This is a genomic window from Pseudomonas anuradhapurensis (assembly GCF_014269225.2).
Taxonomy (GTDB): domain Bacteria; phylum Pseudomonadota; class Gammaproteobacteria; order Pseudomonadales; family Pseudomonadaceae; genus Aquipseudomonas; species Aquipseudomonas anuradhapurensis.
On sequence record NZ_CP077097.1, the window covers coordinates 4,988,921 to 5,004,396 of the forward strand.

General features: G+C 62.7%; 10 protein-coding genes. All 10 read left to right on the forward strand.

Translation table 11 applies throughout. The features are described from left to right. The first annotated feature begins 27 nt into the window (after window positions 1-27). From HU763_RS22785 to HU763_RS22830, 10 genes are read left to right on the forward strand one after another with little or no spacing between them, the layout of a single operon-like run. Window positions 28-576: an acyl-homoserine-lactone synthase gene (locus HU763_RS22785; RefSeq protein ID WP_186684279.1), complete on the forward strand. Its 549-nt coding sequence runs from the start codon at window positions 28-30 to the stop codon at window positions 574-576. Window positions 577-625: 49 nt separating this feature from the next. Further along, window positions 626-1,564, forward strand: a complete 939-nt coding sequence (locus tag HU763_RS22790; protein ID WP_186684277.1) for a diiron oxygenase — start codon at window positions 626-628, stop codon at window positions 1,562-1,564. 16 nt (window positions 1,565-1,580) lie between these two features. Then, window positions 1,581-2,171: an anthranilate synthase component II gene (locus HU763_RS22795; protein WP_170033321.1), complete on the forward strand. Its 591-nt coding sequence runs from the start codon at window positions 1,581-1,583 to the stop codon at window positions 2,169-2,171. A 31-nt stretch (window positions 2,172-2,202) separates the two neighbouring features. Beyond that, window positions 2,203-3,660: an aminodeoxychorismate synthase component I gene (gene pabB, locus HU763_RS22800; RefSeq protein WP_186684276.1), complete on the forward strand. Its 1,458-nt coding sequence runs from the start codon at window positions 2,203-2,205 to the stop codon at window positions 3,658-3,660. After that, window positions 3,657-4,910 carry a chorismate mutase gene (locus HU763_RS22805; protein WP_186684275.1) on the forward strand — a complete coding sequence of 418 codons (1,254 nt, stop codon included), beginning with the start codon at window positions 3,657-3,659 and terminating at the stop codon, window positions 4,908-4,910. Before pabB ends, HU763_RS22805 begins: the two co-directional genes overlap by 4 nt. 2 nt (window positions 4,911-4,912) lie before the next feature. Next, window positions 4,913-6,235, forward strand: coding sequence for a PLP-dependent aminotransferase family protein (locus tag HU763_RS22810; RefSeq protein WP_186684274.1), 1,323 nt, complete (start codon window positions 4,913-4,915; stop codon window positions 6,233-6,235). Continuing rightward, window positions 6,232-7,938 (forward strand): thiamine pyrophosphate-dependent enzyme, encoded by a 1,707-nt coding sequence (locus tag HU763_RS22815; protein WP_186684273.1) that lies wholly within the window; start codon window positions 6,232-6,234, stop codon window positions 7,936-7,938. Before HU763_RS22810 ends, HU763_RS22815 begins: the two co-directional genes overlap by 4 nt. 37 nt (window positions 7,939-7,975) lie before the next feature. Continuing rightward, window positions 7,976-13,672 carry a non-ribosomal peptide synthetase gene (locus HU763_RS22820; protein WP_186684272.1) on the forward strand — a complete coding sequence of 1,899 codons (5,697 nt, stop codon included), beginning with the start codon at window positions 7,976-7,978 and terminating at the stop codon, window positions 13,670-13,672. Between the two features lie 30 nt (window positions 13,673-13,702). Beyond that, on the forward strand, window positions 13,703-14,590 hold the full coding sequence (locus HU763_RS22825; protein ID WP_186684271.1) for an isochorismatase family protein: 888 nt from the start codon (window positions 13,703-13,705) through the stop codon (window positions 14,588-14,590). Beyond that, window positions 14,587-15,357 (forward strand): 2,3-dihydro-2,3-dihydroxybenzoate dehydrogenase, encoded by a 771-nt coding sequence (locus tag HU763_RS22830; protein WP_186684270.1) that lies wholly within the window; start codon window positions 14,587-14,589, stop codon window positions 15,355-15,357. The genes HU763_RS22825 and HU763_RS22830 overlap by 4 nt, the downstream gene beginning before the upstream one ends. The last annotated feature ends 119 nt before the right edge of the window (window positions 15,358-15,476 follow it).

Consider the following 15,476-nt stretch of genomic DNA (forward strand, 5'->3'; position numbering starts at 1 on the left):
CCACCGAAAGTTTGCGGAGCCTAATAAATGGAATTCATCACGGGTACGCTGGAAACACTGGATGCCAGCCTGCGCTCGGCCATGGCGCAATATCGATATGAAGTATTTGTCCGCCAGCTCGGGTGGAAACTGGACTGCGAAGTAGATTCGGAGTTTGATCAATTCGATCGAGACGATACGGTCTATATTCTAGCCCGGGACGAACAGAAACAAGTGGTCGGGGTGGCGCGGTTATTGAGCACCGCCACGCCTTATTTACTCAGCGAAGTGTTTCCCGAACTCATGGCCGGCCAGCCGCTGCCCGCCAGTGAACAGGTCTGGGAGCTATCACGCTTCGCCGCCGTCGGCGACGCCCCCTGCCGTGCCAAGCGGCAGATCTCCTCCCCCAATGCTATTGCCCTGATGCAAGCGACATTGCGCTGCGCTGCGGCACATGGGGCACGCAAGTTGATAACCGTGTCACCGCTGGGTATCGAGCGCCTGCTGCGCAAGGTTGGCATAGATGCCTCTCGCGCCGGCCAGGTCTGCACCAAATACGGCCAACCCTTGTACGCCTCCTGGATCACCGTGAACTGATCGGCGGGCGCTTCGCCCTTTGTTTCCACCTCACCTGACTGGAAAAAAAATGAGTCTCGATTTGATCAATGACCATTGGTATGCAAAAGCGACTGTGCGCAGCACACCGCGAATCATCGTCCCGGAGTATGACGGTGAACAATTAATTTATCCCGTCTCCCGCTGTGCGATGTGTGAGCATCCGATCATTCAAACTCACGGCAAGCACATCAGGAATTACCTGTTGACCCAGGCGGCCTATCAATTTTTGTATAACGTAGGGCTGCTGGAAACCAAATTTATTATCCAATGTTGCCTGGACATGTTGCATGACAAATTCCCAGGCATTGGCAATGAGGAAAAACTGCAAGCGCTCACCGTGATCATCGACGAGGGGTACCACGCCCATGTGGCCCTTGATTACCTGACGCAGATGAATGAAAAAAGCGGTATCGAGGCTATCGAAGTTCCGCAGAGCAACCAGAAGCTGGATGCGACAGCGCGCGCCTATGCGCAATTGCCCGAATCGCTACGCACCGAATTCCAGCTACTGGCCGTGACCATCGCAGAGAATGTGCTCACTGACGAAGTGGCCAACCTCGGACGCGAACGTCAGCTGAGCCAATCGTTCACCACCCTGATGGTTGACCATGTACGCGACGAAGGGCGCCATTCGCGGTTCTTCGCCGACCTGATGAAAAAGCGCTGGCCAACACTGCCGGAAAGCACCCGCGAGCGCTTCGGCCTGATGCTCCCCGCCTATCTCGACGACTTCCTGGATATCGACCCCGAGCGACGCTTCGAACGCCGCATGCTGGCCCATTGCGGCCTGACGCCAGAACTGGCCGAACAGGTAATCCACGAATCCGACCCGACCTTCCATGCCGACCATGCGCGCATGAAGAAATCGATTCTGCAACGTCTGTACCGGCTGTTGCGGCAGATGGGCATCCTCGACCTGCCACAGGTCAGAGAAGCCTTCGCCGGCCGCGACTACGTCAGCGCCTGACAGGAGGGCAGCGGCCGTGAAAACCCTGATCGTCGACAACTTCGATTCATTTACTTACAACCTCTTCCAGTTCATGGGCCAGGTTTGCGGTGAAGAGCCTGATGTCTTCACCAACGATGTTTCCCCGGCGGACATCGACCTGAACCGTTATGCCGCCATCATCATTTCCCCCGGCCCAGGAACCCCGGCGCGCAAGACCGATGTCGGCCTGAGCGAAGACATCATCCGCGATGCCAGCGTGCCTGTGCTGGGTGTGTGCCTGGGGCACCAGTGCATGGCCCACCTGCACGGGATGGACGTGGTGCACGCCCCCGAACCGATGCACGGTCGCATGAGCCTTATCAAGCATGACGGCCAGGGCGTATTTGCCGGGCTACCTGCCGACCTGACCGTGGTGCGTTATCACTCGCTGATGGTGCGCCAGATCAAATCGCCGTTCGTCGTCAGCGCCTGGGACCAGAACGGCATGATCCATGGCATTCGCCACAAGGACAGGCCACTGCACGGCATTCAATTCCACCCCGAATCCATCTGCACCGAAGCGGGCCTGCAAATGCTTGGCAACTTCCGCGACCTCGCACACCAGCACCAGGGTGGCCTTTGCTGACAGCCATCGCCAGCTTTTCCGGAGATTCTAGATGAGCAACCGTGTCGAATTCCGGGCCCTTGACCATGTGCCCGACACCCTGGCGGCCTTCGAGCAAGAGTTCGCCCCGTCCCCGGCCCGCTTCCTGCTGGAGAGCAGTGTGGTGATCCCCGGGTTCTCCCGTTTTACCTTCATGGGTGACTCGCAAGGACGCTGGGCCGAGGTGCTGCGCTACAAGCAGGAAAGCGCCAGCGTCGAGATCCGCCGCATGGAAGGTACCGTGCAGGAGCCCGCCGAGGACTTTCTCGCCTGGCTCGGTGAGCGCATGCTTGCCCTGCGCACGCCCTGCCCTGACGAACTGCCGTTCGACTTCAACCTGGGTTATGTCGGGGTTCTGGGCTACGAGCTGAAGGTGGCCACATTGGCCGACCCGGCCTGGACATCTCCGGCCCCCGATGCGTGCTTCATGCTGGCCACGCGCATGCTTGTGATCGACCATCAGGAAAACCGCAGCTACCTGCTGCACCTGCTCAAGGATGACTACGACCAACCGGCTGCCAGAGCCTGGCTGGAGCAAGCCGGTAACCGCTTGCAGGCCCTGCCTGCCGCCCAGCCCTTGGCCAAGCGCCCCAGGCGCATGTCGCTGGACCAGGTGGAGCAGTGGATTGCTGCCCATGCCAAGGCCCGCCACAACAAACCGGCGTATATCGAGAAGATCCTTGAGGCCCAGCGTCAGATCGTCGATGGCGAAACCTATGAAGTCTGCCTGACCAACCTGGTCGAACTGCCGTTCGAGCATTCTGCCTATGCCCTGTACCGGATCATGCGCGAGCTCAGTCCGGCGCCTCACGCCGCTTACTACGCCATCCCCGGTTTCGAAATGGCCAGCTCGTCACCTGAGCGGTTCCTCAAGGTGGACCGTTCCGGCCAGGCCGAGGCCAAGCCGATCAAAGGCACCCGGCCTCGCAGCCACGATCCCAGGGAGGACCAGCGCCAACTCGACGAATTGCGCCAGGACGAAAAGGACCTTGCTGAAAACCTGATGATCGTCGATTTGCTGCGCAATGACCTGGGCAGGGTATGCCAAATAGGCTCAGTCAACGTGCCAGGCCTGTTCGTGGTGGAGAGTTACTCGCACGCTCATCAGTTGGTCTCGACCATCCAGGGCCAGCTGAAACCCGGTATGCATGCACTGGACTGCATCAAGGCCAGTTTCCCTGGCGGCTCGATGACCGGCGCGCCGAAAAAGCGCACCATGCAGATCATCGGTGAGCTTGAGCAAGGCGCGCGGGGAGCCTACTCGGGCTCATTGGGGTGGCTTTCGCTGGGCGGTGCCTGCGACCTGAGCATCTTGATCCGCAGCGTGGCAGTACACAACGCCCAGGCGCGTTTCGGTGTCGGCGGGGCTATCACGGCATTGTCCGACCCGGAAAGCGAATACCTCGAGACCGTGGTCAAGGCCAGTGGCGTGGTAGAAGCAATAGCCCTTCTCGAAGAGGTGTGCGCATGACAACTGTGCCCTACCCGAGCGAGAGGCATGCGATCATCGTTGGCGCCGCCGGATCGATAGGGCGGATGCTCTGCGAACAGCTGAGTGCATCCGGATTGCATGTGCTCGGCGTCGACCTGGCAACAAGCCAGGCAGCGCAAGGCTATGACGTCATGCAAGGCGATATCTGTGCGCCTTCCCCACTCCTGTGCCAACGCCTCGCCACTGCGCATCTGCTGGTACTGGCGCTTTCGGAGAAGGTGCTTCTGCAGGCGCTCCCCGTGTTGCTGCCGCATCTGGCGCTGGACTGCCTGCTGGTCGAAACGCTGTCTATCAAGAACACTTTCGCCACGCTGATCCGTGACGTTTCGCTGCCGCAGGCGGTGGCTGGGCTCAACCCGATGTTCTCGGGTGACCTGCCGCCAGAAGGGCGACCGGTGGTGGTGGTACCCTACCAGCCTGACGCGGCCCTGGACGACCTCTGCGAACGTCTGGAAAGCCGCGGCATGCGCCTGTTCACGCTGACAGCGCAGCAGCACGACCACGCCATGGCTCTCTTGCAGACAGTTGGCCACTCGATGGTACTCGCCTTCGGTCACACCGTGGCCGCCAGTGGCGTGCCGTTGGCGCAACTGATCGAACTGGGGCCACCACCGTTCAAGGTCATGCTCTGCCTGCTGGCGCGCATGATGACCAACCATCCAGACGTGTACTGGGAGATCCAGGCCGGCAACCCGGCTTCGGCTACAGCCCGCGAGAACGCCTTTGCCCAGTTGCAACGCCTCGATATACACGCCCGCAACGACGCCCACGTCGAGTTCCTGGCCGCCATGGCCAGCCTCCGCAACCACCTCGAACCAGCCCAGCCACAACTGGCAGCCAGCTGCAGGCAACTGTTCGAAGTGATCCAGGCGTATGCGCCCGGCACCATGGGCGAGGGCGCAGGACTGAGCAGCCATCGCGATCGTATCGACCGTATCGACGACCAGTTGATCGACCTGATCGCACAGCGGCTGAACATCATCCGTGAAGTGGCCGACAGCAAAAAAGGCAGCAGCACCGCCGTGATGCAGCCCGAACGGGTCAGGCAGGTGGTCAGCCGCTGCACCGAACGCGGGCGTACGCTCAATGTGCCAGCAGAGCTGATCGAGCAGCTCTACCACGCCATCATCGAGCAGTCCTGCCAGATCGAATACGACGTCGTCGGCGGCCCTCGCCAGACATTGCTCGACGTCACACCGGAAGTGTTTTCACAGACAGGAGTCCGCTGAACATGAACCAGGATAAGCACAACGCCGGCCCGCTCATCGAATGGCTGGCTCAGACCCTCGACCAGGATTACCAATACCGCCAGGACACCCTGAGCCTGACTGCCAACGAGAACTACCCAAGCGAACTGGTACGCCTGACATCCGGCAGCACCGCCGGGGCCTTCTATCACTGTTCCTTCCCCTTCCCGGTACCGCTGGGCGAGTGGCACTTCCCCGAACCAGGGCAGATGAACGAGATTGCCGACGACCTGCGCGGGCTGGCCCGACGCATGCTGGGGGCACAGGCATTCGACTGGCGACCTAACGGTGGTTCGCCCGCCGAACAGGCATTGATGCTGGCAGCGTGCAAGCCAGGCGAAGGCTTCGTGCACTTTGCCCATCGCGACGGTGGGCACTTCGCGCTTGAGCAGCTGGCAAGCAAGATGGGTATCGAAATCTTCCACCTTCCGGTCGACCCGCGCAGCCTGCTGATCGATGTCGCCAAGCTCGATGACATGGTGCGCCGAAACCCGCATATCCGTATTGTCATCCTCGATCAGTCTTTCAAGTTGCGCTGGCAACCGTTGGCGGAGATTCGCGCCGTACTGCCCGAATCATGCGCCCTGACCTACGATATGAGCCATGACGGCGGCCTGATCCTGGGCGGTGTGTTCGACTCGCCCCTGGCCTGTGGCGCCGACGCTGTCCATGGCAATACCCACAAGACCATCCCCGGCCCGCAAAAGGGCTACATCGCCTTCAAGTCCGCTCAGCACCCACTGCTGGTCGATACCTCGATGTGGGTGTGCCCTCACCTGCAAAGCAACTGCCACGCCGAACTGCTGCCATCGATGTGGGCGGCCTTCAAGGAAATGGAAGTGTTCGGGATGGCTTACGCGCAGCAGATGGTTAAAAACGCCAAGGCCCTGGCGCAGCAACTGCACGAGCTCGGCCTGGAAGTTTCGGGGGAGTCGTTCGGCTTCACCGAAACCCATCAGGTGCACTTCGCCGTCGGCACGCTGCAGCAAGCGCTGGCCATGTGCGTCGACAGCCTGCATGCCGGTGGCATCCGCTCTACCAACATCGAGATACCCGGCAAGCCAGGCGTTCATGGCATTCGCCTGGGCGTACAAGCCATGACCCGCCGCGGTATGCGAGAGGACGACTTCCGTCAGGTGGCCGGGCTGGTAGCCGATTTGTACTTCAAGCGCACCGAGCCTGCGCGGGTCGCCAGCCGTGTCAAGGAGCTGCTGGCTGGCTTCCCCTTGGCCCCCCTGGCGTACTCCTTCGACGGGCAGATTGACGAAGCGCATCGCCATCTGATCGAGCGAGGTATCCAGCGATGAACATGCTGACCCGGCTTTTCACCGCGTCCCGGGAAATGACCCTTGGGCAACTCGTGGGCCATGTGCTGGTTGAAAGCCAGATCAATGACCTGTTCTGCATTCCCGGTGACTTCACCATGCAGCTGTCGCGGGAAATGCTGGCCACTCCCGGCCTGACCCTGCGCACCATGTCACACGAGTACAGCACCACCCTCACCGCCCTGGGCTACGCGCTCGGGGGCCAGGCGCCCGGCGCTGTATGTTTCACCTACGGGGTGGGTGCCCTGAACGCCATCAACGGCATCGCCCAAGCCTACGTGGAACGTCTGCCGCTGGTGGTGATATCCGGGTCGCCCGGGCACAAGGAACGCCAGGGTTCGATGTTCGCTCACCACACCATTGTCGACCATGGCACCCAGCTGCGGCTGATGAAAGAAATCACCGTGCATCAGGCGTGCATCGACGACCCGCACCAAGCCCAGGACCAGCTGCGCGAAGCCATCGCCATCGCCCTGCATGAATCGCGGCCGGTGTATGTGGAAATCCCTCGCGACCTCTTCCTGCACAAGGTACGCCATACACCACGACGGACACCGCTGGGGCGTCAACCAGCCCTGTTCGACCAACACGCATTGAGTGCGGCCGAACAGGCACTGAAACTGCTCGACCAGGCCCAGCAGCCGGTGCTGGTGCCCGGCCTCGATGTGAAACGCGGGCACCTCGGTGCCGAAGCACTGGCGCTGAGCGAGGCGCTCGGGTTGCCTTGGGTCGAAACACCAATGTCGCGGGGCGGCCTGCCGACCACGCATGCCCACTATCGAGGCATCTACGCCGGCCCGGCTTCACCTTCCCGTCTGACCCAGACGTTGGTCGACAGTTGCGACGTGCTGATGCTCCTTGGCGAACCCAACTCCGACGTCAATATGGGCATAGCCAGCCAGATTGCCGGTGGTCGGCTGATCCACGCCAATGACGGCGTGGTGATGGTCGGTCGGCAACGCTACGAGCTGAGCACCGAAGCCTTCTTGCGCGCCTTGCTGGGTCTGGCTGCTTCGGCACGCCGCCATGGTCAAACCCTGGCGCCACTGGAAGCGGAACAGGCCGCCTTCATCCACCCCAGTGCGCCAGAACAGCTGTTCGCCGCTGATTCACCGTTGACCCCGTACGAAATCATCGATGAGTTGAACAGGGTGTTCAGCGCGCTTCCCGACCTCGACCTGATCGTCGATTGCGGTGATGCCTTCTTCATGTCGTTGGGCATGTTCCCGCGCGATGTGCTGGCGTCCTCCCTGTACATGAGCATGGGCCTGGCCGTCCCGGGCGCCATTGGCTACCAACTGGCAAGCGGTAAACGCCCGCTGGTACTGGTGGGCGACGGCGCATTCCACATGACCGGCAACGAGCTGATGCATGCTGCCCGTTTCGGCACCAGCCCCATCGTGGTGGTCCTCAACAACCGGCGCTGGACCTCGTTGTCAGGCAAGCCTCAGGACCGACCATTGACCGAGCAGCCAGACCTGGAATTCATCGACATAGCGCGCTTCCACAAGGTGCAGGGTTTCACCGCACATACTTCGGAGCAACTACGCGACCAGCTTGCCGAAGCCTTGGCGATGGACCGCCCCGTGCTGATTGATGCCCGGGTCGCCCCGGATACCCGCTCGTACCTTTGCGAGCGTTTCTTCGACGCGGTGCAGAAACAGCAGCACCTGCCCAAAGCCTGAGCAATCGTGCCCCGGTCACAGAATGGAGTCGTTTGAAATGGAAGTTGCCACCTCACTCCCGCTTACTGCCGCCCAGCGCTCTATCTGGCTCGGGCAGCAGCTGGCCAGCGACAGCGCCGCGTACAACATTGCCAGCCTGCTGCGCTTCGATGGCAAGGTGGACGCGCAGCACCTGGCGGTTGCCCTGAACCAGGTGATGGGCGAGAGCAGCGGCCTGCGCGCACAAGTGCACGAGGCGCATGGGCAGGTACAGCAGCAGATCATCACCACATCCGAGTACTCGCTGGCCGAGCACGCCTTTGCCAGCGAAAGCCTGGCACGCCAGTGGATGGCCAGCGACCTCGCGCTCCCCATTGACCTGGGGCAGGGCCCGCTGCTGCAGGCAAGCCTGGTGCGTATCGCCGGACAGCCTGACTGGCTGTACGTGAAGAGCCATCACATCGCCTTGGACGGTGTCGGACTGGGCTTGTTTCTCAAGCGCTGGGCGGCGTTGTACAGCGAACAGGCTGGCCATTCCGTCAACGCAGCGCCACTGGGCGCATTGCACAAGGTGCTGGAAGCGGAACAGGCTTACCAGGCATCACCCGACTTCGCTCGCGACCGCGACTACTGGCAGCAGCAGGTCGACAGCAGCCTGACCGTGGCCAGCCTCAATCCACAGGTCAAGCTGCCCACCCGACAAGCCCTGCTGCACCGCGGCCAGGTGTCCGAAGCGGCCTTCCAGCGTTTGCGTGAGTGCGCCAGCCAATCGCAGAGCCACTGGCTGCAGGTACTGATCGCTGCCTTCGGCGCGTTCATCGGCCGCAGTACCGGCCAGCGGGACGTGGTCGTTGGTGTTCCGATGATGAACCGCCTGCACACACAGGCGCATGATGTTCCTTGCACGTTGGCCAACGTGCTGCCCTTGCAGCTGCAAATCGACCCATGGACACGTGTTGGCGAACTGGTAGCAGCCACAGCCAAGGCGCTCGCCAGCATGCGCGAACACCAGCGCTACCGGGCCGAGGATATCCGCCGCGATTGCAACCTGCTGGGTGATGGACGACGCCTGACCGGGCCTCAGATCAATATCGACATCTATTCGCCTGCACTGGTGTTCGGCCCGCTTGCCGGTGAAGTCGAAGTGCTCAGTGCCGGTGCAGCCGACGATCTGTCGCTGCTGGTTCAACCCGTCCCTGGCAAGGGGCTGCGGGTATGCGGTATGGCCAACCCTGATCTGTACGATGGCAAGGCGCTAGGCACCCACGTGGAGCGTTTCCTCGCTTTCATCGAGGCATTCGCCACCGACGTCGAGCGCCCGCTCGGCCAGCTTGCCGCCTACCCGTACCAGGTCTGCCCAGCACCGCAACCAACCTGCCAGGCACAATCGACGCTGCTCGACGGCTTCGCTCACTGGGTTGGCACCACGCCCGAAGCCACCGCACTGACCTTGGGCGAACGCTCACTGAGCTACAGGGAACTGGACAGCCAGGCGAACCGCCTGGCACATCTGCTCAAAGCCCGCCTGCCATCGCGCACGGCTTCGCCGCAGCGCACCGTTGCCCTGTTACTGGAGCGCTCGCTGGAAACGGTAGTGGCCATCCTGGCCGTACTCAAATGCGCTGCGGCCTATGTGCCCCTGGACCCCGATGCGCCGCAAGAGCGACTGGCCGGCATTGTTGAAGAATGCGCCGCTGACTTCATGCTATGCGACGAGAATACGGCGACGAAAGCCCGCAGTCTGCAACCCGATAGCCAACTGCTGAGCATCGATGCCCAAGCCACCCAGCAGGCGCTGCAAGACGCTGCCGATTTGCCCCCGGCGGGCGGTCCGCAACCGCACGACAGGGCCTACATCATCTACACCTCAGGCTCCACCGGCAAACCCAAGGGAGTCTGCATCAGCCACCATAACGTGGTGCGACTGTTCAGCAGCACCCACTCTTGGTTCGACTACCGCAACAGCGACGTCTGGACAGCCTGCCACGCCTACATGTTCGACGCCTCTGTCTGGGAAATGTGGGGCGCCCTGCTGCATGGTGGGCGTCTGGTGATCGTACCGGTAGCCACCACCCGCGACCCTCATGCCTTGCTGGACCTTGTGGTACGCGAGCACGTCACCGTGTTCGGCCAGATCCCTTCCGCGTTCTACCGGTTCATGGAAGCCGAAGCTGATCATCCGGAGCTGGTTGCACGCATGAAGCTGCGCTACCAATGCTTCGGCGGCGAGCCACTCGACCTCGGTCGCCTGGCCCCATGGTTCGATCTGCCGCGGCCGGCAAACACGCAGTTGCTGAACCTGTACGGCATCACCGAGACCACCATCAACACCTGCCACCGCTTCATCTCCCGCGAGCAGGTGCTGGCCAATGCCGGCAGCCTGATAGGCCGGCCCTACGCCGACATGGATATCCTGGTCCTGGATGATGCCCTGCAACCTGTACCGGAAGGGGCGCAAGGCGAAATGTATGTCCGTGGTGAAGGCTTGGCCGAGGGTTACCTGGCCCGTCCTGAACTGGATGCCACGCGGTTCGTCGCCGACCCATTCGGCGCTGCGGGACAACGCATGTACCGCAGTGGCGATGTTGCAATTCGCCTGGCCGACGGCGAGCTTGAATACATCGGGCGTGCCGACCAGCAGGTCAAGTTGCGTGGATACCGTATTGAATTGGGTGAGATCGAAAGCTGCCTGCGGGCTCACGCATCGGTGTCCAATGCCGTGGCCCTGGTAGTCAACGACCGGGCCAACGACCCACGACTGATCGCCCACGTGGTGCCGGCACCGGGTTATGCAATCGCAGATGTGGACAGCGAAGCATTGCGCGATCATTTGCGCGCCAACCTGCCGGCGTACATGGTGCCCGTAGCGATCGGCGTCCAACAGGCATTTGCCATGACCGCCAACGGCAAGCTCGATCGTCGCGCGCTGCCGGCCATCGAGTCGAATGCCAGCCGTCACCTGGAACCGCCAAGGGACAGCCTTGACGAACAGGTGCTAGCCCACTGGTCGTCGCACCTGGATGTACAACGCATCGGCATGGATGACGACTTCTTCAGCATCGGTGGCGACTCGATCAAGGCCATCGGCCTGTGCCGTGAAATGGGCCTGCCCGTACTGCAACTGTTCGAACAGCCAACACCCCGCGGCTGCGCCGACTACCTGCGGCACAACGGTATGGGCACCGCCGAAACCAGCTGGACACAGGCCATGGGGGCCAGCGCTCGTGCCGACCGAGCCACCTTGTTACTGGTGCCATTCGCTGGGGGTAACGTGTTTGCCTACCGGCAACTGGTCGAGCAATTGGGCACCGCGTTCAACTACCTGTGCGTGCGCCTGCCGGGCCACGATGTGGTGCGCGCCGACGAACCGTTCGCGGACAACGCCACGATCGCCGCCGGTGTCGCCGCCGAGGTCCTGGCCAAGGTGCAAGGGCCGTTGCTGGTCTACGGGCACTGCGCCGGCAATGCGCTGGCGCTGGACATCAGCCGTCGCCTGGAGCAGGCCGGCGCCGATCTGCGCGGGTTGACCATCGGCGGCATGCTGCTGGACCTGCAGCCTCACGAGGTCGAACACCAGGTGGCGCAGCGCTCGGGCGAGCAGATCATTGGTTTCCTGCAGGAGTTGGGCGGGTTCAAGGAGGTCCCGGACGCGCAAAGCCTGGCCGCGATTGCCCGGATGACCAAGCACGATGCCGGCCAGACCGCTGCATTCTTCAGCAACGAAACCAGGGGCCGTGGCACCTTGCGCGCGCCCATCCATGTGATCGTAGGCAGCGCCGACCCATTGACCCCGGACTACGCCAGCCGCTATCTCGACTGGCAGGCCTACAGCCCGAAGGTGTCTCTGGATGTGATCGAAGGCGGCGGCCACTATTTCGTCAGCGAACAGCCGGAGGCACTCGCCCAAGTGCTGTTGCGCCACAACGCGGCGCTGGCGAAGCCCCAGGCACGGCGAGCACAGCATGTGCTGCGTGACTTCCACAACCCGTTCGATGCCGCGCATGGCCAGTTCTTGCTACTGCGCAACGGTGCCTTGCAACCTTCACTGTGGCCAAGCTTCAAACCGTTGCCGGCCGGCTGGCAAGTGGCGTTCGGCCCGGCCTCGCGCCAGCACTGCCTCGACCACCTGCACCACCACGTCCAGCCAGAGCCGCCCCAACTGCCAGGTCTGGACGCGCCCTACTGGCCGGAGCGCTTCGAGCGCTACTACCGCCAGCAAGGCGCCTGGACCGGTGAAACCCTTGATGCCTGCATTGCCCAGCATGCCCGCCTGACCCCAGGGCAGGTCGCGGTGGTAGACCAGGAACGCCGCATCACTTACGCAGAACTCGACCGCCGCTGCAACCAGCTCGCCGATGGCTTCACCCGTCTGGGGTTGCGACCGGGCGACCGCATGGTGGTGCAGTTGCCCAATGTGCTGGAGTTCATCGAGACCACCTTCGCGCTGTTCCGCCTGGGCGTGGTCCCGGTATTCGCCTTGCCCACCGACCGGCGCAACGAAATCACCCACATCGTCCAGGCCAGCAAGGCCGTGGCCTACATGATCAAGGACCACGCCGTCGGGTTCGACTATCGGGATATCGCCCGTGAACTGCAAAACCTTGCCGGCCCGGTTCGTCATGTGATCGTGCTGGGCGATGCGGCGGAGTTCACGCCCTACGCTAGCCTGTATGGCCGGGACCTGCCGGTACCGCCTCGCGACAGCCGCGCACCGGCGTTGATCACCCTGTCCGGTGGCAGCACCGCCATGCCCAAGCTGATCCTGCGCAGGCACGACGATTATCTTTACAGCATCCGTGCCAGTGCGAAGATTTGCCAGTTGAGCCCGCAAAGCGTCTACCTGTGCGTGCTGCCGGCAGGGCACAACTTCACCCTGAGTTCCCCCGGTTTCATCGGCACCCTGCTCGCCGGCGGCCGGGTAGTGATGCAGGCCGACCCCAGCGGCTCAGCCTGCTTTGCCAGCATTGCCCGCGAAGCGGTGACTTTCACCGCCCTGGTTCCGAGCCTGGCGCAGGCCTGGTTGCACGCGCCACGCCAGCACGACCTCGGCAGCCTGCGCTTCCTGCAAGTTGGCGGCGCACGTCTGAGCGATGACGTTGCAGCGCGTTTGAGCGACAGCTTCGCATTCACCTTGCAGCAGGTTTATGGCATGTCCGAAGGGCTGGTTTGCTATACCGACCTGGCTGGCGACCTTGACCAGCGACTGCACACCCAGGGGCGGCCGATGAGCCCGCTGGACGAAATCCTGGTGGTCGATGATGACGACCAGCCGGTCGTCGTCGGGCAACCGGGACACCTGCTGGTACGTGGGCCGTACACCATTCGCGGCTATCTCGACGCGCCTGAGCACAATGCCCGAGCCTTCACCACCGATGGTTTCTATCGAACCGGCGATGTGGTCCGCCTGCGTGAGGACGGCTGCCTCGTCGTCACTGGCCGCCACAAAGACCAGGTCAATCGCGGCGGCGAGAAAATCGCCGCCGAGGAAATCGAGGGCCACCTGCTGGCCCACCCTGGGGTGTTGGAAGCGGCGGTGATCGGCGTACCCGATCCGCACCTGGGCGAGCGCTCCTGCGCCGTGCTGGTCGCCGCCCCCGGCTTGGGCTGCGACACCGATTCGCTCAAGGCTCATCTGCAGGCACGCGGCGTCGCGGCACAGCGCATCCCCGACCAGTTCCATTGGCTGGCGAGCCTGCCCAAGACCACCCTGGGCAAGACCGACAAGAAGGTGCTGCGCCACCAATTCGCGGCGTGACCCGCCCTTTACGCTTTCAAGGATATTTCGATGGCAATTCCACAGATCGAGCTTTACCAGGTTCCGAGCCACGTCATGCTGAACCGTCCAGCGCTGCCCTGGACGCCGGCCCCCGAACGGGCGGCACTGTTGATCCATGACATGCAGAACCACTTTCTCAAGCCCTATGCCTCGCAAGCTTTCGTCGACGCCCTGATACAGCGCATCCAGGCCCTGCGCTCTGCATGCCATGCCCTTGGTATCCCGGTGTTCTACACCGCCCAGCCCGGTAATCAGCAGGTCGAATCGCGCGGTCTGTTGTGCGACTTCTGGGGCCCGGGGCTGGCCGAGGATGGTGTCAGCCCTGGCATCGTCTCCGGCCTGGCGCCCGACCCTCAGCGTGACGTCATGCTGGTCAAGCACCGCTACAGCGCCTTCGCCCGCTCCGACTTGCTTGAACGCCTGCAACTGGCGGGGCGCGACCAATTGATCATCTGCGGGGTCTACGCACACATTGGCTGTCTGACCACCGCCACCGATGCCTTCATGGCGGACATCCAGCCATTCGTGGTAGCCGATGCCCTGGGTGACTTTTCCCTGGAGCGTCATCAACTGGCACTCGAGCACATGGCGCACTGTTCGAGCGTAGTGCTGTCGACGCAGCAGTTGCTTGATGCCCTTGCCCCGGCACAGGTGGCCCACGATATTCCCGGCGATATCGCCCGCTGCCTGGCGCTGCCCCTGGAGCGCGTTGCAGAAGTGGACGACCCGGTCGAACTGGGCCTGGACTCGGTGCGCCTGCTGATGCTGTTCGAACAATGGCAACAGGCAGGCCTGCCGGTAAGCTTTCTGGAACTGCTCGAGCGCCGCAGCATCCGCGCCTGGGTACAGCTGATCGAGCAGCGCCTGCAGGCACAAGCCAGTGGAGCCTCGGTATGAAACGTTTCGCCGGAAGATCCGTCATGGTGACCGGTGCTGCGAGCGGCATCGGTGCCGCAGTGGCCGGGCGCCTACTGGCCGAGGGCGCCACGGTGATCGCCCTGGACTGCGACAGTTCTGGCCTGGAGGCACTCGCGGCGGAACTGCGCTCGGACAAGGTCAAGCTGCATGCGGCCGACATCACCGACCGCGAGCACATCACGAGCCTGGTCAGCCGCATCGACGAGCAATATCCACTCGACGGTCTGGTCAATGCCGCAGGCGTCATGGAGGCAGGGCCCTTCGAACAGATGTCGGCGCAGGCCTGGCTGCGGCTGTTCGAGATCAACGTGCACGGCACCTTCCATGTATCGCAGTCCGTAGCCCGCTGCATGTTGGCAAGACACCGTGGGGCCATCGTCAGCGTTGCATCCAACGCCGCCACCACGCCGCGGGTGAACCTGAGCGGATACTGCGCATCGAAAGCCGCCGTGGCCATGCTCACCCGCTGCATGGGCCTGGAGCTCGGCAGGCAAGGTGTGCGCTGCAATGTGGTATCGCCCGGTTCTACCCGTACCCCGATGCTGCACCAACTGGCCGGCCACGACGAAACCCTGGACCGGCGCATGGTCGAGGGCGACCTCGGCCTGCATCGCATCGGCATCCCGCTTGGCAAGATCGCCGAACCCCAGGACATCGCAGCCGGAATCGCTTTCCTGCTCTCGGACGATGCCAACCACATTACCCTGCAAAACCTGGTCATGGACGGCGGCGCCACCTTTGGTTGAGTGCACGTCCTGGATATTGCGAGGCAGATTGCCATGAACTTCACGATTTCGTCCTTTGCCACGTCCGCGTCCGCAAACGCGCAAACGGCACCAGGCAGGGCCTGCAGCGAACCATTGGG

Coding starts and splice junctions, on each gene's coding strand:
- HU763_RS22785 (WP_186684279.1), top strand. CDS start 28: ATGGAATTCATCACGGGTACGCTGGAAACACTGGATGCCAGCCTGCGC.
- HU763_RS22805 (WP_186684275.1), top strand. CDS start 3,657: ATGACAACTGTGCCCTACCCGAGCGAGAGGCATGCGATCATCGTTGGC.
- HU763_RS22815 (WP_186684273.1), top strand. CDS start 6,232: ATGAACATGCTGACCCGGCTTTTCACCGCGTCCCGGGAAATGACCCTT.
- HU763_RS22830 (WP_186684270.1), top strand. CDS start 14,587: ATGAAACGTTTCGCCGGAAGATCCGTCATGGTGACCGGTGCTGCGAGC.
- pabB (WP_186684276.1), top strand. CDS start 2,203: ATGAGCAACCGTGTCGAATTCCGGGCCCTTGACCATGTGCCCGACACC.
- HU763_RS22810 (WP_186684274.1), top strand. CDS start 4,913: ATGAACCAGGATAAGCACAACGCCGGCCCGCTCATCGAATGGCTGGCT.
- HU763_RS22825 (WP_186684271.1), top strand. CDS start 13,703: ATGGCAATTCCACAGATCGAGCTTTACCAGGTTCCGAGCCACGTCATG.
- HU763_RS22820 (WP_186684272.1), top strand. CDS start 7,976: ATGGAAGTTGCCACCTCACTCCCGCTTACTGCCGCCCAGCGCTCTATC.
- HU763_RS22790 (WP_186684277.1), top strand. CDS start 626: ATGAGTCTCGATTTGATCAATGACCATTGGTATGCAAAAGCGACTGTG.